This is a genomic window from Acinetobacter sp. YH12076 (assembly GCF_013419525.1).
In the GTDB taxonomy this organism is placed as follows: Bacteria; Pseudomonadota; Gammaproteobacteria; order Pseudomonadales; family Moraxellaceae; genus Acinetobacter; species Acinetobacter amyesii.
The window spans coordinates 1-17,636 of record NZ_VOZY01000023.1 but is presented as its reverse complement, the minus strand read 5'-3'; the positions used below and the strand labels follow the sequence as shown (position 1 = coordinate 17,636).

General features: G+C 40.0%; 20 protein-coding genes and 4 pseudogenes. 8 read left to right on the top strand and 16 right to left on the bottom strand.

Going from position 1 to position 17,636, the window contains the following annotated elements:
* Positions 1 to 110: pseudogene (locus FTU22_RS15505) on the top strand (IS5/IS1182 family transposase); the annotation flags it as partial.
* 580 nt (positions 111 to 690) lie between these two features.
* Here FTU22_RS15505 and FTU22_RS15500 read toward each other — a convergent pair.
* The 4 genes and pseudogenes from FTU22_RS15500 to FTU22_RS16395 all read right to left on the bottom strand — a co-directional run.
* Complete coding sequence (locus FTU22_RS15500; protein ID WP_180095339.1) at positions 691 to 1,131, bottom strand: hypothetical protein; 441 nt, start codon at positions 1,129 to 1,131, stop codon at positions 691 to 693.
* Entirely contained in the window at positions 1,124 to 1,369 is a 246-nt protein-coding gene (locus FTU22_RS15495; protein WP_227591932.1) for a hypothetical protein, read from the bottom strand. Before FTU22_RS15495 ends, FTU22_RS15500 begins: the two co-directional genes overlap by 8 nt.
* Before the next feature lie 103 nt (positions 1,370 to 1,472).
* Complete coding sequence (locus tag FTU22_RS15490; protein WP_104488275.1) at positions 1,473 to 1,892, bottom strand: hypothetical protein; 420 nt, start codon at positions 1,890 to 1,892, stop codon at positions 1,473 to 1,475.
* 146 nt (positions 1,893 to 2,038) lie between these two features.
* Positions 2,039 to 2,342 (bottom strand): annotated as a pseudogene (locus tag FTU22_RS16395) (ISNCY family transposase); the annotation flags it as partial.
* A 306-nt stretch (positions 2,343 to 2,648) separates the two neighbouring features.
* On the opposite strand from FTU22_RS16395, the gene FTU22_RS15480 reads away from it, so the two are divergent.
* Positions 2,649 to 4,130, top strand: a complete 1,482-nt coding sequence (locus tag FTU22_RS15480) for a PAS domain S-box protein (protein WP_180079185.1) — start codon at positions 2,649 to 2,651, stop codon at positions 4,128 to 4,130.
* A complete protein-coding gene (locus tag FTU22_RS15475; RefSeq protein ID WP_180079184.1) occupies positions 4,121 to 4,768 on the top strand; it encodes a response regulator transcription factor in 648 nt (215 codons plus the stop codon). The genes FTU22_RS15480 and FTU22_RS15475 overlap by 10 nt, the downstream gene beginning before the upstream one ends.
* A 34-nt stretch (positions 4,769 to 4,802) precedes the next feature.
* Here FTU22_RS15475 and FTU22_RS15470 read toward each other — a convergent pair whose 3' ends face one another.
* The 10 genes from FTU22_RS15470 to FTU22_RS15425 form a co-directional block, all read right to left on the bottom strand.
* Positions 4,803 to 5,795, bottom strand: a complete 993-nt coding sequence (locus FTU22_RS15470) for a 2Fe-2S iron-sulfur cluster binding domain-containing protein (RefSeq protein ID WP_218949579.1) — start codon at positions 5,793 to 5,795, stop codon at positions 4,803 to 4,805.
* Between the two features lie 5 nt (positions 5,796 to 5,800).
* Positions 5,801 to 6,133, bottom strand: a complete 333-nt coding sequence (locus FTU22_RS15465; RefSeq protein WP_180079182.1) for a non-heme iron oxygenase ferredoxin subunit — start codon at positions 6,131 to 6,133, stop codon at positions 5,801 to 5,803.
* Complete coding sequence (locus FTU22_RS15460; protein WP_180095336.1) at positions 6,130 to 6,900, bottom strand: SDR family oxidoreductase; 771 nt, start codon at positions 6,898 to 6,900, stop codon at positions 6,130 to 6,132. Before FTU22_RS15460 ends, FTU22_RS15465 begins: the two co-directional genes overlap by 4 nt.
* A complete protein-coding gene (locus tag FTU22_RS15455) occupies positions 6,897 to 7,436 on the bottom strand; it encodes a flavin reductase family protein (RefSeq protein WP_249748891.1) in 540 nt (179 codons plus the stop codon). Before FTU22_RS15455 ends, FTU22_RS15460 begins: the two co-directional genes overlap by 4 nt.
* On the bottom strand, positions 7,408 to 8,679 hold the full coding sequence (locus FTU22_RS15450) for a styrene monooxygenase/indole monooxygenase family protein (RefSeq protein WP_180095333.1): 1,272 nt from the start codon (positions 8,677 to 8,679) through the stop codon (positions 7,408 to 7,410). The genes FTU22_RS15455 and FTU22_RS15450 overlap by 29 nt, the downstream gene beginning before the upstream one ends.
* 34 nt (positions 8,680 to 8,713) lie before the next feature.
* Positions 8,714 to 9,205 carry a nuclear transport factor 2 family protein gene (locus tag FTU22_RS15445; RefSeq protein ID WP_180095331.1) on the bottom strand — a complete coding sequence of 164 codons (492 nt, stop codon included), beginning with the start codon at positions 9,203 to 9,205 and terminating at the stop codon, positions 8,714 to 8,716.
* A gap of 11 nt (positions 9,206 to 9,216) precedes the next feature.
* Positions 9,217 to 9,570, bottom strand: a complete 354-nt coding sequence (locus tag FTU22_RS15440) for a hypothetical protein (RefSeq protein WP_180095328.1) — start codon at positions 9,568 to 9,570, stop codon at positions 9,217 to 9,219.
* A gap of 11 nt (positions 9,571 to 9,581) precedes the next feature.
* A complete protein-coding gene (locus FTU22_RS15435) occupies positions 9,582 to 10,784 on the bottom strand; it encodes an aromatic ring-hydroxylating dioxygenase subunit alpha (protein WP_180095325.1) in 1,203 nt (400 codons plus the stop codon).
* A gap of 110 nt (positions 10,785 to 10,894) precedes the next feature.
* Entirely contained in the window at positions 10,895 to 12,229 is a 1,335-nt protein-coding gene (locus tag FTU22_RS15430) for an acetamidase/formamidase family protein (RefSeq protein ID WP_180036996.1), read from the bottom strand.
* A gap of 45 nt (positions 12,230 to 12,274) precedes the next feature.
* The gene (locus FTU22_RS15425; protein WP_180095304.1) at positions 12,275 to 13,159 is read right to left on the bottom strand and encodes a transporter; all 885 of its coding nucleotides are present in this window, start codon (positions 13,157 to 13,159) and stop codon (positions 12,275 to 12,277) included.
* A 539-nt stretch (positions 13,160 to 13,698) separates the two neighbouring features.
* On the opposite strand from FTU22_RS15425, the pseudogene FTU22_RS15420 reads away from it, so the two are divergent.
* Positions 13,699 to 14,015 (top strand): annotated as a pseudogene (locus FTU22_RS15420) (transposase); the annotation flags it as partial.
* A gap of 82 nt (positions 14,016 to 14,097) precedes the next feature.
* On the opposite strand, the gene FTU22_RS15415 reads toward FTU22_RS15420, so the two are convergent.
* Both FTU22_RS15415 and FTU22_RS15410 read right to left on the bottom strand, forming a co-directional pair.
* Positions 14,098 to 14,397, bottom strand: coding sequence for a hypothetical protein (locus FTU22_RS15415; protein ID WP_218955044.1), 300 nt, complete (start codon positions 14,395 to 14,397; stop codon positions 14,098 to 14,100).
* A complete protein-coding gene (locus FTU22_RS15410; protein WP_180079177.1) occupies positions 14,394 to 14,558 on the bottom strand; it encodes a hypothetical protein in 165 nt (54 codons plus the stop codon). Before FTU22_RS15410 ends, FTU22_RS15415 begins: the two co-directional genes overlap by 4 nt.
* A gap of 41 nt (positions 14,559 to 14,599) precedes the next feature.
* Between FTU22_RS15410 and FTU22_RS15405 the strand changes: the two are divergent.
* The 4 genes and pseudogenes from FTU22_RS15405 to catA form a co-directional block, all read left to right on the top strand.
* A pseudogene (locus FTU22_RS15405) lies at positions 14,600 to 14,695 on the top strand (IS5/IS1182 family transposase); the annotation flags it as partial.
* 260 nt (positions 14,696 to 14,955) lie between these two features.
* Entirely contained in the window at positions 14,956 to 16,065 is a 1,110-nt protein-coding gene (locus FTU22_RS15400) for a muconate/chloromuconate family cycloisomerase (RefSeq protein ID WP_180079176.1), read from the top strand.
* 30 nt (positions 16,066 to 16,095) lie between these two features.
* The gene (gene catC, locus FTU22_RS15395; RefSeq protein ID WP_180079175.1) at positions 16,096 to 16,386 is read left to right on the top strand and encodes a muconolactone Delta-isomerase; all 291 of its coding nucleotides are present in this window, start codon (positions 16,096 to 16,098) and stop codon (positions 16,384 to 16,386) included.
* 126 nt (positions 16,387 to 16,512) lie between these two features.
* A complete protein-coding gene (gene catA / locus FTU22_RS15390) occupies positions 16,513 to 17,433 on the top strand; it encodes a catechol 1,2-dioxygenase (protein ID WP_180095302.1) in 921 nt (306 codons plus the stop codon).
* Positions 17,434 to 17,636 lie beyond the last annotated feature (203 nt).

The following is a 17,636-nucleotide window of genomic DNA, read 5'->3' as shown; positions in this document are numbered from 1 at the left end:
TAAAAACTTTCAAAATCCTTGCCGAGCGATATCGTAATCGAGGAAAAAGACTGGGCTTAAGATTCAATTTAATTGCGGGAATCTATAATTTAAAGCTGAGCAAAAAATGAATTATGAAAGAAGTCTAATGTAAATGAAAAAATAAGGGATAATTTTTCAACATTTCTTTTAGTTGTGAATCAGCTATTTTGTGATATCTATCATTCCCATAAAAAGCTTTAAATGAGGTATTAAATTTTATATTTGATATTTCTCTCCAGTAAGCACTGGGAAACATACTCAAATAAAAGAAATCAAATGGTTCCATTAGTCTTTTAAATTTTCTCTCATCCTTATATATAATTGTACAAATTCCTTTTAGATAAATATTGGTATAGATATAAAGACTTATGAAGAAGATCCACAATAAAATAAAGAATAAAAGCCCGACCATTCCGATGAATGTTGTAGGTTCAGTTTTATATAACTTAATAATAAACTCTATCATTTATTTTCCATAACTTTTTCAACTAAATCGTATGATTTACCAGCATAGTGACCTGCAATCTCAGATGTACCTTTAGCGGCAATAGCAGCTCCAGCAGCAACAATACCAATAACAATTAATCCTGTTCCACCTGTCGCAAGACAATTAAATAACTAGCTTTTTTAGAAGAAACCGAGGTATTAACCTCGGTTTTCGATAGAACTCTAATTTTTTTTAAAATACTGATCCACAGAGTAGCCAAGAAACAAAAAGAGCAAACTTAAAATTCCAGATAGCATAAATAGATAATGAAGATAAAAAAACATTGGGTAATTTTTCAAAAACTCTTTTAACTGATAATCACCTATTTTTTGATATATATTATTCCCATAGAAAGCTTTAAATGAGGTATTAAACTTTATATTTAATATCTCTTTCCAATATGCACTAGGCAAAACACTTAAATAAAAAAAATCAAATGGCTCCATTAATCTTGTAAATCGTTTCTCATTCTTATATAAAATTTTGCAAATTCCTTTTAGATAAATATTGCTATAAATATAAAGGCTTATGAAGAAGACCCACAACAGAATAAAGAATAAGAAACCAAAAGCAAAGAGTGCAAATATATGATCTGAAACCAATAAGTTGATAATTTTATTCATTTATACTTTCCACTTTATCATACATATATCCCGCACCAACGCCAGCAATTTCTGATGCACCTTTCGTAGCAAGTGCAGCCGATACTGCTACAATTCCAATAACAATTAATCCTGTGCCACCTGTAGCCAAACCGACAATTAATGCTGCTGTAAATGTGCCAGCAACAATTCCAGTTCCTAGCTTTGCTGTCTCAACCACTGTTGTTCTTGCTTTATCTTCAGGTGCAGCTTCATACACTTTTATGCTTGAACTCACGACATACGTAGCGATAAACACATAGTCATAAAACTTAATAAAAAGCCGAGATGTAATTATCGATCTCGGCTTTTAACACAATTATTTAACCTAGTTCAAAATAATATGACGCCAACATTAGTGACATAAATAAAATTCCAGAAAACAGAATCACATATTGTAAAATAAAAAAAACTGGGAAGCTTGTTAGTAAGCTCTTTAACTGCTCTTGATTCATTTTTAGGAAGAAATCTTTTCTATAAAGACTTTTAAACTTTATCCCTTTCTTTAAATGCAACAGCTCCCTCCAAAAAGTAGTAGGTATAAAGCTAATGTATATAAAATCAAAAGGCTCTAATGGTGCTTTGTACTTTCTTTCATTACCAAAAGCAATCCTGCAAATCCCTCTCAAATTTAAACAAACATATACATACATAACAAAGTATAGTAAAAACATCGCTATAAGGAAAAAGAATGCTAGTGCCCCCATAGGCATTTTTTGAAATACTAAAATAAGTTTATCCATTGTTATTTATCAGCCACAATGTCATACAATCCACCAGCAACATCCCCACTAATATCACCAAAAGCTTTAGATGCTCCAGCTCCCGTTAACGCTACAATCCCAATGACTATAAGTCCAGTTCCACCAGTTGCAAGACCAACAACAATTTCACGCCAGGTAAAAATATCATCTAATTCTTCGGCTGTTTCAGTGATAGTCCGGTGCAGATCCTTGGGATTAAAGGCCATCTTGGCGAATTTACGATTAAATTGCTCAATAAAGCACGGCAGCCACTTATTGGCATCTGCAATTGAACTTGATGCCTTCTAGACGCATCTCTTTGATCAGACGGTCCTGAAGCGTTCTATTGGCGCGTTCTACACGGCCTTTGGCTTGAGGGGAGTTAGCGAAAATGATATCGATATTGAAATTGCTCAGAACACGTCCAAACTGGGTAATCTTGGTATCTTTTTAAAAAGAGAATACCTTCTTATATCTAAAAGTTTTCTTTGTATTTATGAATAATAAAAATTATTTACCTTTATTAGTCAAAATAAAACGTGAATATGGTACTAACCTTGCTTAATAAATAGGGATAGAGATAAACACTTAAATGAGCATTTGTATATTGTTTAAAGTATGTAATAAGACTCTAAGTCTAATTGCACTACTGCACAATTTGCTGCATTATCGAATAAAATAACAACAAGTGTTTATCAGTGAAGATCAAACATACCTCTACCAGATAGCCGGACGCCATCCAAGGTAAGGAACATAATGAACAGCTTAAATTATTATCAAACCATTTTTGATAAAGCGGGTGATGCTATTTTCGTGCATGATATCGGCAGTGTCGAATTCATGGACGTAAATGAAGCAGCTGAAAACCTCACCGGTTACAGTAAATCCGAATTAACAAAAATGAGTGTAGAAAAAATCAGCGCGCATAGCCATGGGTTTGATTTTTATCATGCATTAAAAAAGGTTCAACAGGCTGCTAGCCATGAAGCGATTACTTTTGAGTGGATCATCCAAGCTCAAGATCAACGACAAATTCCTGTTGAAGTTTGCCTAAAAACAGTTGAAATTGAAAATCAACCTAAGTTATTAGCACTTGTCCGCAATATTAGCGAAATCAAAAAGTATCAATATGCTCTACAGTCTAAAGATCAATATTTCAAGATGCTTCTGGAACACTCGGGAGATGGTATTGCTATCCTCGACTTGCAAGGTAAGTTGCTCTATGCCAGCCCTTCTCTACAACGTATTCTCGGTTACCGCGACCGTTTTGTACTCAACAAAAATATCTTGAATGTGATTCATCCTGATGACCGCATGAATGTACGCCAGTTACTTTTTAGAAAATCCTCTCACCAAGCTGCTGGTGTGATTCACTATAAAATCATGCATCATAATGGCAAATGGCGACATCATGAAGCCACCTATCGCAACCTGCTTGATCATCCTGAAATTCAGGGCATTCTCGTCAATTATCGAGATATTACCGAACGAATCGAAGCAGAAAAAATGGCTCGAGCAAGGGAAAAACAGCTGGGTCATATGTCACGCTGCAAAACCATGGGAGAACTTGCAACTGCTTTAGCACATGAATTGAATCAGCCACTTGCAGCTTTAAACAACTATGTTGGTGGTAGCATTATTCGGATTCAGAAAGGTTTGGCAAATACCACTGAAACACTCGACGCTATGAATGCAGCATTAGATCAGACCCAGCGGGTCAATAAAATCATTCACAGTATGCGTAGCTTTTTACGTAAGGGCGAAGCCAATTTTCAAGTTCACTCTCTAAATAAACTGATTCAGGATCTACATCCACTGATAGGCTTAAAAGCAGATCAAATTGGCTGTGTCATACATTATGAATTAAGCGTTTCACCTATTTATATTTCTGCCGACGAAACTTTATTTAGTCAGGTCATTATTAATTTGGTCTTTAATGCGGTCGATGCTTTACAACGTAACCCAGAAGGAAAGCGCGACATCTTTATCCGTACTTGGGAGCACAACCAACATGCCCGTATCGCAATTGCTGATAACGGCCCAGGATTACAGGGTCAAAATCCTGAACAATTATTCGAGTCATTTTATTCTAGCAAAAAAGACAGTATGGGTATTGGTCTGACGCTATCCCGCAGCATTATTGAAAATCATCATGGCTACTTATGGGTCTGTGAAGGTGAGTCTGGTGCCATTTTTAATATCTCTTTAGCAGCACAGGAGCGTGCAAAATGTATTTAACTAATTCTCATGTTCCCGAGCCCATTGTGTATGTAATAGATGATGATCAAGACATTTGTAATTCACTCACATGGTTGCTTGATTCAGTGCAACTTGAAACTAAAACATTCAATAGTGCTACTGAATTCCTGAATTTTCAGCGCCCGCAAACGCCTGCATGTTTAATCCTTGATATTCGTATGCGAGGGATGAGTGGCTTGCAACTACAACAACAATTGAATCAACAAAAAATCCGTATGCCAATCATTTTCATGACTGGTCACGGCGACATTCCAATGTCGGTCAATGCGATGAAAGCTGGGGCATTTGATTTTTTAGAAAAACCTTTTAATCCACAGCATATGCTTAATCAAATCCAAGCCTGTCTGCAACTTGCTGAACAAGACTTTATTGAAGAAGAAAAACGTCAAGAACAGATGATTAAATTGAAATCTTTATCACCAAGAGAAAGTGAGATTATCAATTTATTGGTCGATGGACTTTCGAGTAAACATATCGCACAAATGTTGAATATCAGCCATAAAACAGTAGAAATTCACCGCACGCATATTCGGCAGAAGTTAGGTACAGAATCCATTGCCCAAATTGTAAATATGGTATTGATGTGTCGAGATAAAACTATACAGGCGATGGGTTAACCTATCGCCTGTTTTTTGAAGATTAATAAAGGATTTAGAAGAAACGGTCGAAATGCACTTGTTGAAGTGGAATACCTGCCTGATACGCCATTTGTTCAATAGATTTTACCATTGGCGGTGGCCCAGCACAGTATATTTCATGTTGGATCAGTTGCTCACCTAAAACATCATGAATGATTTCATGAATAAAGCCTGATCGAATACCTTCGATCAATTCAGATGAAGTTGCTGGAACATAATTCAAGCGTGAACCTAATTCAGTCCAATCCCTTAACTGATCTTCTGTCAGTAGATCACGCTGTTCACGTCCACCATGAAAGAACCATACCTTATGATTTTGTAGTTGTGGATTAACTGCGACTCCACGGGCAATTGCCAACATCGGTGCTAGACCTGAACCACCAGCGACACAAACAATTGGTCGTGGCTGCTCTTGTAAATGTGCCAAACCATATGGGCCATCGATCTGAATCACGGCACTTTGTCGCTGTTGCTCATCAAATAGCAGATTGGTCATTTTGCCATCTACTACACGGCGAATCTGGAATACCCACATGCCTTCATCATTCGGCAAATTCGACATCGAATAAGCACGTAATAATTGCTGGTTTACTGAAAGCAAAGCATATTGACCTGGAATAAACTGCGCTGGTTTCTCTGACTGCAAATGGATTTCTAAAATATCGTGTGTAATCGGCTGTACATATTTGAGCTTGACGGCCTGTTGTTTTGGCAGAATTTTAGGCGTGCATTGTTCATCCAAACGGACTTTAATAACACAATCAGATTTAGGTCGGCATTGGCAAGCCAAAAAACGGCCTTTACGGCGATCACGATCGCTCAATCCAGGTGCTTCAGCCCATAGATTATCTACTTCACCAGATAGCACTTCTATTTTACAAGTCCCACAGCCACCAGCATTGCATTCATAAGGTAAACCAAGACCTTGACGAAGGCCACCGCGCAACAGCACATCGTCTGCTGCACAATGAAATTCCCCTTGCCCTTCAATTTGGATTTTGTACATCAGCATCACTCCACAAGATAAACCCGACCTTCGCGAACGATAGACTGATAAGTTTTCAATGGGATGGTGCAAGGTGCTCCACAAGGTTCACCGGTTTTAATATCAAAAGCACCAGCATGAAACGGACATTCCACTTCACAGCCATCAATTTCACCATCAGCCAATGAAGCATCACCGTGGGTACAGGTATCATCAGTGACATAAAATTCGCCATCTTCTAGGTGAAACACCGCCAATGGTGGATATCCCTCAATAATCACCTGTAAACCTTCACCCTGTTCAATATCGGAAGTCAGGCAAAGAAATTTTTCTGCAATATTGGCCATTTTGATATTCATTTGCTTAACTCCTCAATCGGTGAATCTGTCGCTTCAGGCCCCAAAGTGTGATAACCGCCATCAGCATGAATCACACTGCCGGTCAGCAGTTTCGCTTTCGGGCTACATAATAGGCTTAAGGCTTCAGCCACTTCTTCAGCATCGGCAATACGGCCTAGCACATGGAAACGGCCTGCAACTCGATCAGTTTTAGGACGGTCATTACCTGAAATCATCTGCATCGGCACCGACCAGGTCCATCCGAGGGATAAAGCATGAACACGAATACCATCAGCAGCCAAATCCAATGCCATGCTTTTGGTCAGTTGTTCTAAGGTTGCTTTAGAGGCTGGATAAACCCAACGCTCTTTTTGGGCAATGCGGGCGCTAACACTGCTAATATTAATGACAGCCCCATCATTGCTGGCCTGCAGCAATGGTCTACATACCTGTACCAAAGCTGCATGACCAAACACGGTCACATTAAATGTATTTTGCCAATCGTTACGTGTAGATTGTGAGCCATGATCTTCATACAGACAGGCCAAATTCACTAAAATATCTAGTTGATTTAGTTTACTAGCTAAAGCTTGAATACTTTCATCATTAGCGAGATCTAGATATTCATAACGACTTTGGGTTTCAGCTGCCACCTGCCTGCCTTGAGTTTCGTTAATGTCAGCAATAATGACGTCCGCCCCCAAACTTTTTAATTCTTTGACTACTGCCTGGCCAATGTGAGTTGCGCCCCCAGTGACCAGAACCACTTTATTATTCAGATTGGTCATGAAACCTCCTTGTATTGTGGCCATTCGGTAAATTGCCCTTTGCAGAACAGTAATGGGCGTTGATTGCTATGTCGGCACTGTTCAATTTTCCCCAAGAAAATCTGGTGATCGCCTGCTTCAATCTGCTGTTCCCGGCGGCAGATAAACTGCACTACGCAACCTTCCAGTAGCGGTGCTTTAGTAGTTTCAAGATTCCAGCTCCCATGCTGGAATTTGTCTGGAATTGGCTTAGCAAAATTGAGTCCGATTTCTTGCTGATCGGCTCCCAGAATATTGATGGCAAAGTATTCTGAATTTTCAAAAACTGTACGGCTTGGTGAATGATTGACTAGACTCCAGAGCACCAGCGCAGGATCAAGAGATACCGAGCTAAAAGAATTAATCGTAAGACCAACAGGTTGTTGCTGTTCATCTAGACAAGTGACAATCGCGACACCAGTGGCAAAACCGCCGAAGGCCTGCCGAAGCGCTTTCGCTTCAGCTAGGTCAACGTCCTGCCACAAAACTTCAGGCAGCTGCATGTTGAAACTCCTCACGTGACAGATATTCTTTAGCCCCTTCTGCACCATCTACGGCTGGCCAGAAACCCCACGGGTTGTTGAAATGCCCCATAAAGTCATCCGCAATCGCTTGGTTCTGTGAGGCTGCAGCTAATACTTGTAATAAGCTCTCACTTGGTGGATTTAACAATAGATTCGTGAATTCAGTCGTATAGCGACCTGACTTTTCCCAGAATTGCTCGAATACTTCTGTCATCCAATCTGCACTAAAGTCTTCATCACCTCGTGCTAAAATCGCAGCTAAATAATGCTCCACCATACGGGTTGCATTGTTTGCGCCTTGTCCTGCGATTGGATCATTTACAATGACAGTGTCTCCAATCCCCCAAATTTTTGCACCGTTATCTAAGGTTGCAACAGGATCTCGAACTTCAGGGCGGAATGCACCTTTGAGCCATGCGTTTGGATCACTTAATTCCATATTATCGACCATACGGAAGCTTTGATCTGGTGTTACTTTGGCAACCGCTTCTTTCATGCGTTGGACCATTTCTTCGCCAGATGTTACATCATCGAAGATATCCATTGGACCATTCGGTACACATTCAAATAAGAAACTACGACATGGACCATGCGTGTGACTATAGAACGGCATACTGAAGTATTCGCCTGCACCTGCAACAAAATTAAAATGCAAAGTCTGAGATGGTTGACCTTGCCAACTGTTTGGACCGCATAAATCATCACCTACGACGAGTGCTGCAGCCAATTTGCGAGGAGGAGTGTGATGTACTGAGCGTGATTCGTTGCGTTTGAATAAACTGGTGATATTGCCCTTACCTGCTGCCAAAATCGTCAGATCATTTTCAACAGTGATTACTTCCAAATCTTCTGGACTGACATTTTGAATGATGAGCTTGCCACCACGGCGCGGATATTCCTCTAACCAACGGTGATATTTGGTTCGTTGGTCCATGGCAATACCGTCATTATCATGTAAAAAACCTGTCACAGGTAACATGATATCGCCGTTTGGTGCACGAAAATCGACATGCAATGCTTGACCACGATGCGCTTTCCCATCCCAAAAATTTAAGCCCAATCTGCGCTCTAACTCTAAAGTTCCTTCAAAAAACATTGTGGTACTGACCATACGACCATGTAACAACTCATCCGCAGGGCGATCTACATATAAAGTGACATCATATTTGTTTTCGAGTAGTGAGAACGCCAGTAATAAACCTGCTTGTCCACCACCGATAATTGCAATTTTTCTCATCTTAAATTCCCCTTAGGCCGTACTGATACAGTGCCTATATTGCTGTGTTCGGATAGGGTTGATTGAAGGTCAAATTCAATTCGACGCGTTCAAATTTCCATTCACCCTGCTCATTCCGACTTACTTCTGTTTTATAAAATCCACCTAAGCAACAGGTCGTTGCAGATTTAACTTGATCTGTTGATACTGTTGTTGATTCCTCGGCTAAATTACAGACTTCCCATAACATCCAAGTTGCCTTTGCATTGTCTTGATCTAGGACCTGTATATCTGGCATCGCCATGATATGTAAGCTCCAAAGCACTTGTGCTTCTGCAATCTCTGACAATGCATTCAAGATATTTTGGCGTCCTTGATATTCTCCAAAACCATTTGCACACCATATGGCATCCTCATGAAATACATGCTGTAAAATGGCTGAATTGTTGCGCTGATCAGCCGCTGTTGCATAGCGACCGATCAGGCCACGAATCGCCTCGCAGGCCTCCAGATAATGCAAACGCTGTTCTAGATTGTGCTGACTCATCAGACATTCCTTTAAACGTTAACTACGTTGCCTGTTTCATAAATGAAACGGTTTTCTTCAAATGCATACGGCACACCCACTGAACCTTTATAAAGCTCAATATGTGGAGCAACTTCAGCGAAACTCAGGCTTAACCAATACAATTTATGGAGATCTTCAGGCAATGTGCCTAAAGCGTATTGGTCAAGTGCTGCAAGGAGCTTGCGCATTTCAGGCAAAATAGCATCGTAAAAAGCTTGCAGTTCGGCTGTAGTCGAATTTAAGCGTGCTGCATGACGTTGTTTCGATGTCCCTAGAGCCCATTTCGCGACAAAAGGTTCTAAGCTTGCAAAGTCAGCAGGCAATTGTGAAATGATGTTTGACATGTGCATTCTCCTTATGCGCGATTTAAATATTGTTCAAGAACGTGGTAACCGTGACGAATCAAGATTTCTTCATCTTGGAGATGCATCACTTTTTTCGCTTTAGATTCAAGAGCTGCTTGAGTATCTTCCATTGTTGCAGTGTCTTCTAACCAAGCGTTACGTTGTAAGATTTGTGCAAATTCTTGTGCCCAACGCTCCGAATAAGTTTTCGCTTTAGGAATGTAATAACGACCTTCCCAACGTGTTTGGTTATGACCGACCGGCCAGAACTGATGGGTGAACCATACACCTTCAGTCACATGCACCAAGATATTCGGGAAAATGACAGATAATTCAAACGAGAAGTCATCACGATCATTTGGATTGACTGTTTTTGGTAACTGAACACGTTCATAGTGATTGACCAAAGAGGCACCTGTAATCTCGCCCGACAATGCTGCAGCAGGTTTTGGATTGGCATTCTTGGTCAGACACACTGCACACGTACGGTGATCACCAAACAACTGTACTTCCTGTAAGCCTGAAGCAAAGACATTCGGGAAAGAGCCAGCATGAATGGTTGTAACGTGATAGGCTTCAGCAAATGCGTCATGAGCGACTTTCCAGTTACAATTTAATAAGGTGTTATAGGCAAAGCATTCTTCCATTTCATGGAATGGATAACCGCCTAAATGCTGTCCCATACCACCTAAGAATTCTTCTACCGATTGAGTGCCATCATTATCCAAATTGACGAAAATAAAACCTTCCCACACTTCGGTGCGTACTGGTGCTAAACCGTTATGACCTTTGTCAAAGCAAGATGTGAATTTTTCTTCTTCCGGCACGCTGACCAAATCACCTTTAGCATCATAAACCCAGCCATGGAAACGGCAAGTCACGACTGCAGCTTTATTTGAACCAAAAGTTTCATTGCCAGTCTCCACCACAACTTTATTGCCACGGTGTGAACAAATGTTATGAAATCCACGGATTTCACCATCTTTGCCATGCATTAAAATGACTGAGGTTTTAGCAAAATCTAAGCGTTTAACTTTGTAGTCACCTTTATTTGGTATTTCTTCTACACGCCCCACTTTCAACCAGACTTTTGAGAAAACCTTTTCAATTTCTTCTTGATAGATCTCTGGTGAAATACATGGTTCAGTTGGAATCGGCTCAATACCAAGTTCTGGATATAAATCGCCCCAACGAAGTTTTGCATTACTGTTCATATGACACTCCTGTTCAAGTTTTCGTTTCTAAGTTTTAATTTCAGTAAATTTCATGCTTATTTACGAACAGCGTTTGAAACACGCCAATCAAACGCCGATGACGTGATGAATTAAAGTCGGTAATGTTCGCGAACTAAGTTTGCGATCCCCAGTTTTTCTAAAATTGGCATTGGGCATAAGAAGGTTGCACGTACCATTCCTGGTAAACGACTAATCTCGATTGAGCCTGTGATGGTGCAACGGTTCATGACCTCATCCACACTTAAACCTGTGACTTTTGCCGCTCGATTTAAAGCATTGTCCGTTGCATCATTGAGGTTCTTACCTGTTCCCATAAATGTGATTGGACCACTTTCCTCAATTTCAGTTTGTCCCCAACGTGCACCTAAAGCTTTCACTTTTTCACGCTCTTCCTTGGTAAATGGACGTGCCATTGGTGGTAAGTCATCTGGTGCTTGAAGCAAAATTGGACCATCAATGGTTAAGCCTTTAATCACTTCCACTTGTAATTCTGTTTCGCCTGAAACGTCCGTGGCATGTCCTGCAATTTCACCATTGCCTTGTTGCGCATGCATATCCCCCATGTAGACACCTGCACCTGGTACTTTCACAGGACAAATCAAAATACAGCCTGGACGAATCGAATTGGTATCCATGTGACCGTCTGTTTTGGCTGCGATAAGTTCTTCTTCAGTCATTCCGAATTTATGCGGTGCATCAATCAAATACTGACCAAAGTCGTGGCAGTTGTGAGAGTCTGGTAAGTCACGTGAAGGTGTCGTACCAATATTTCCGAGGAATGGACGCATATGCGCAGCAACCCCAGGCATATCAGCACGTGCAAGCGACAAGATTGAATGTTGCGCTGCATGTTCAGGCAGTGCAGAAAGCTCATTGGCATTGCCTGCTAACTTGTTGGCAATCTCTTGATTGACCGTCAAGCTCACTTTGTTTTCTTCATCCAACACAATCACATAACCATGTGAAAAGCGAAAAGCACTGACTTCTGCCCCACAGTTTTTACAGTGAATCGCATCTTCACCAATTCCTTCTACATAACTTGCTGGTTGCTCTGTACCACATGCTTCACAGTATTTCGCAACAAACGGATCGCCTTTATAACGCCCTTCAACAAATTGCATCACACCCGATGAGGTTGCTGTAGAAGTGACATGCATATCCTTAATCTTTAAAGCGACAGCATCACCTACCTCTGCACCTTCAATAAAGACAGGGAGTGTCACTTCATGACCACCTTGGAATGCAGGTGTAATCATTGGACCCCAACAGCCAGGCGGTGTGCCTGTTTTTAACGTTCCACCATTTTTTAAAGGTCCCAGCATACGTTGGCTTGGTCCCACAATACCGCCTGAAAACTCATTCACCACTAAATAATCGACAGCTCCAGCACTGCCTGCTGCATATTCTTGATTCTCAATTTTCATGGCCTTACCTCTATATGCTTGCTCTAATGTTTAGGTAACAATGTTTTAAAATGGGATGGTGATATCAATTGCGAACTTCTGACCTTCTGGTCGGTTTTCAACATCAAATTCTTTTTGATATTTCGCTGCGATTGCATACCCTTTAGGGAATTGATAGCGAACTTGCGGACCTATGCTGGCTGCTTTAGCTTTAAAGTCACCTAAAACAGCACCTTCACCTGAGTCACCTTCAATCTGACGATGTACATAACCACCAACACCAACCCCCAAAGGTCCCATGTGTTTCGCGACTAAGTAATCGACATGCAAAGCGTTGCCCGATTCATATTTGGTATCCTTATTCTCGAAATTGATGTCGTACATCCACTTTGTACTGACTTCGATACCTTGTTTATTTAAGTATGTGGTCGAGATAATTGGTTGAATGGTGTAATAGTTACGTCCAATATTCGCGAGTCTATTTTTGTTGTAAGAGCCAACTGGAATATAAAAGTCTATACCTGTCGCTACATGCCAATCTCCTTTATGCCAACCCAATAAGAATGGATCGATAATGAGATCACCCATTGCCATGTGATCATCTTGACGACCACCTAATGTAAGATCTGCATGGGCATATACAAGGAATGCATGCATACCCCATGTCGCGCCTAAAAATGTTTTGTCACTGACATAGACACCACGAGCAACTGTGGCAAAAGTATCAATTTTAAAATCCTCAAATACTGGATGATCATTTTTAAATTTATCTGCGTTGTAGTATTGGTTATAACTGACGAGATACATCCCAGGTGGTGGCATTGCTCCACCAAAAAAACTCTCTGTTCCATCAGGATAAGCACTTCCGCCATTTTCAGCGGCAAGCGCTAAACTTGCACTACTGAAAAGACATGTGGTCAATGCCACTGTTTTCAGATATTTTCTTACCATTTACAGCATTCCCCTAATTTCTAAAGTCTTTGTTTATCGGACTTTAAGCTCATGACTTAATTTAGACCTGAAACATGGCAGGGAAATATAAGGATGAATCTGTGCTTTTATCAGGCAAAAGCTAAGGAGTAATAGTCAAAATCGTGTAATGTGATAAGAAAAAAACTGACAGAATTTATAAGAATACTTATTTGTATAGGTAGATATACCTATGATCAGCAATGAATAACTGAACCACGCCTGATTTTTTGGAAATTATTTCTCCCAATAAAATGTCCTGATATAACAAAAAAACTCCTATAAAGTTTTTAATAGACATCTTGCATAAATCAAAAAACAACCAACTCGGTGATTATATTTCGTACCGATCTATAAGCTGTATTCGGTTATCCTTGTTGCATGAACTACTCAAAAGGGCTTTGTTGCACAAACCTATCTGTAAAGGCTTTTTCAGCGATATAATTTTCAAATGAAGAAACCTACACACAAAATCTACCGCACAACCAATTGGCCCGCATATAACCGAGCACTCATGAGTCCAAGCACATGCAGTGATACCACCAAGAAAAAATGCCAAGCCTTGGAAAGATAAAAAAGTTCATTCGCTAGAGCGAAATGAAGTACTTCGCACTGTTAATCTTGCGAAGCAGTGCTTCTCAGGCAGGACACTATGAAAAAATGGTCGGGCTACCATCAGCGAAGTCTGGTTGAAACCAAGATGCACTGCATCAAATTATTAGGCGATAAACTCAGTGATCGAAATTTTGACAGCCAAGTCAACGAGATTCATGCACGTGTGGCCATCTTAAATAAGTTTGCGGAGCTCGGCCGGCCTCATACCCAAGTTGTCACTTAAATTTGAACAACTTATGAAAGCTCTATCTTTAAAATCTTTATGCAACAAAGCCGATGATTAATACAATTATTCTTTATTCATCTTAGCTTTCTAATTTTTTTCTTAAAATTTTGTATACATACTCTACTCTCTCTTTTAATTCATTTTCATCTCGAATATATTGATTGTTTATTCGTTGCAGACTATATAGATACTCTCTTAAACCTATAATAGAATCAGATAATATAGGTAGTCTTGTCCTATCTATGTAATCACTTTGAATCCAATCTTTTTTTTCTAATGATGAATCAAAGCTTAATGCAAGTTTAACAAAGCTATCCCAATGATAGGAATTTGGGATATCCTCTGGACTAAGATCTTTAGTCTTTATCACCTTAATCATACTTTTTTCTTTCCTACTATTTCACTTGGTCGAATGTAACCTGGAATTAACCATTCATCTTCTGCAACCCATTTACCATCGATTAATAAATCTTTTTTATTATATTTGTTCTGCTTAGCACGCCCACATTCGACTTTTAACTCATATAGGCTTTGTTGCACAAACCTATCGTTAAGGGCTTATTCCACAATATAATTTCCAAATGAACAAGCCTGCGCCTAAAATTTATCGTACCACCAATTGGTCTTCTTATAATCGAGCATTAATAAATCGAGGAAATATTTCAATTTGGTTTGACACGGCTTTGTTGCACAAAGATTTCATAACTATATGATTTTAAAGGTTTTGATTATTTTTTGATCCAAAATTAAATTTATTTAAATCAGATGCTTACATATTTATGCAACAAAGCCGCTACAAAATATTTTAAAGTTTTCAGTTCCATTGAATCGCCCCATTAAATACTTTTTAAGTATATTAAAATACTATTTATAGCCTATTTTCGCAAAATAAATTCAAATATGGTATGTGATATCGAATAATGGATTATATAGCGATATGTTCAGATCAATAGAAACGTTGCTTATCGATATCCCAACCATACGCCCTCACAAAATGGCAGTAGCCACAATGCAGACCCAAACATTGGTGCTGATCAAAATTGAAACTCAGGACGGGTTGATTGGCTGGGGGGAAGCAACCACAATCGGTGGCTTAGGCTATGGTGAAGAAAGCCCAGAAAGTATCAAAACCAATATTGATACATATTTTAGCCCACTACTGAAGTCGCTGAATAAACAGAATATTGCACAAACCATGCAAGTTCTAAAAAAGAACATCAATGGCAACCGTTTTGCAAAATGTGCTATTCAGACAGCCCTGCTAGATATTCAGGCACAGCGTCTAGGTTTGTCTTTATCTGAACTACTCGGTGGCCGTTTACGTGATAACGTTCCAGTGCTTTGGGTACTGGCCTCTGGGGATACAGAAAAAGATATCGCAGAAGCACAGAAAATGCTGGCAGCGAAACGCCATAACTTCTTCAAGCTAAAAATTGGTTCTCGTGCGGTTGAAGCCGATGTTGAACATGTACTAGCGATCAAAAAAGCTCTCGGCGATGAAGTCTCTATTCGTGTTGATGTGAACCGTGCCTGGTCAGAACTGGATGCTATTAAAGGCATTACCTTGCTGCAAGACGGTGGTGTCGATCTGATCGAACAGCCATGTGCTATTGACAATATTGATGCCATGGAACGTCTGACTCGTCGCTTTGATATTGCCATCATGGCCGATGAATCACTGATGGGGCCAAGTAGTGCTTATAAACTGGCACGTACCAATGCAGCATCGGTATTTGCAGTCAAAGTGGCGCAATCGGGTGGTTTGCTTGAAGGCCGTGATGTAGCCACTGTGGCTAACCTTGCAGGGATCGACCTGTATGGCGGCACCATGCTAGAAGGTTGTGTAGGAACGATTGCTTCTGCTCACCTGTTCTCGACCTTTGAAAATCTGGCATTTGGTACCGAACTGTTTGGCCCATTACTGCTCACTGAAGAAATTCTGAAAACACCATTGCAATACCATGACTTTGCATTACACCTGCCTCAAGGCACAGGACTCGGCATTGAAATGGATGAAGACAAAATCGATAACCTTCGCCGCAAATAAGCGACACTGTAACGGATTAAGGAGTGGAATATGCTGTTTCATGTACGAATGGATGTAAATATTCCTCGTGACTTGCCTGAAGCACAAGTTAACGAAATTAAAGCTAATGAAAAAGTATACTCACAAGAGCTGCAACGCCAAGGCAAATGGCGTCATATTTGGCGAGTTACAGGTCAGTACTCGAATATCAGTATTTTTGATGTCGAAACTAATGAAGAGCTACATAACCTTTTACAAGGTTTGCCACTTTATCCGTTTATGAAGATTGAAGTCATGGCATTAAATCGTCATCCATCTTCAATTCGAGATGATGATACTTAATTTATTTCAAAATTTTGAGATCAATTTATAAACACGAAAAACAGTTAGCAAGAAGGACTAGGACAAGATTTTTTTCAAAAGTAAGAATTGTCCTAATTAACAAAAAATACTTAAGGAGTAAGTAGCATGAACCATCAAGAAATCGATGCTTTAGTTAAAAAAATGAACATAGACACTGCAACTGGATCTGTAGATGCACGTGTACAGCAAGTTGTTGTTCGTTTGGTTTCAGATCTATTTAAAGCAATTGAAGATCTAGACTTATCTCAATCAGAAGTTTGGAAAGGTCTTGAATATTTTACAGATGCTGGCCAAGCCAATGAACTTGGACTTCTTGCTGCAGGTCTAGGCTTAGAACATTTCTTAGACCTTCGTGCGGATGAAGCTGATGCAAAAGCCGGTATTACTGGGGGTACACCACGTACAATTGAAGGTCCTCTATACGTTGCTGGGGCACCTGAATCTGTAGGCTTCGCACGTATGGACGATGGATCAGAACTAGATACAGTCGACACCTTATTTATTGAAGGTACCGTAACGGATGCTGAGGGAAATATTATTGAAGGCGCCAAAGTTGAAGTATGGCATGCCAACAGCTTAGGGAATTATTCCTTCTTTGATAAGTCTCAATCAGAGTTTAATCTCCGTCGTACAATTTTTACTGATCAAGATGGTAAATATGTCGCTCAAACGACTATGCCAGTCGGTTATGGTTGCCCTCCAGAAGGGACCACCCAATTTGTGTTGAATAAACTAGGTCGACACGGTAATCGCCCTTCTCATGTTCATTATTTCGTATCTGCACCTGGATATCGAAAATTAACAACTCAATTTAATATTGAAGGTGATGAATATCTTTGGGACGACTTTGCATTCGCTACACGTGATGGTCTGGTCGCAACTGCTGTTGACGTGACCGATGAAGCAGAAATTGCATGTCGCGGTGTAGATAAGCCATTTAAACATATTCAGTTCAATATTGAACTTGTAAAAGAAACTACTACTGCACCTACGACTGAAATTGAGCGTCGCCGCGTAAGCGCTTAATCATTCTCCAAGAATGGGTAGTCTCCACTATCCATTCTTCCCCCTACTCTAATTCAATTAAATCATTACTAATCACTAAGCCTCTTTCATAAATCAAAAAACGAACAGTCTCTTGCTGATTATTTGTACCGAAGAATTTTAAATATTCATGCATAATCTGCGGATGAAATATATCGATTCAAAGAAGCTTTCTGAAACACAGT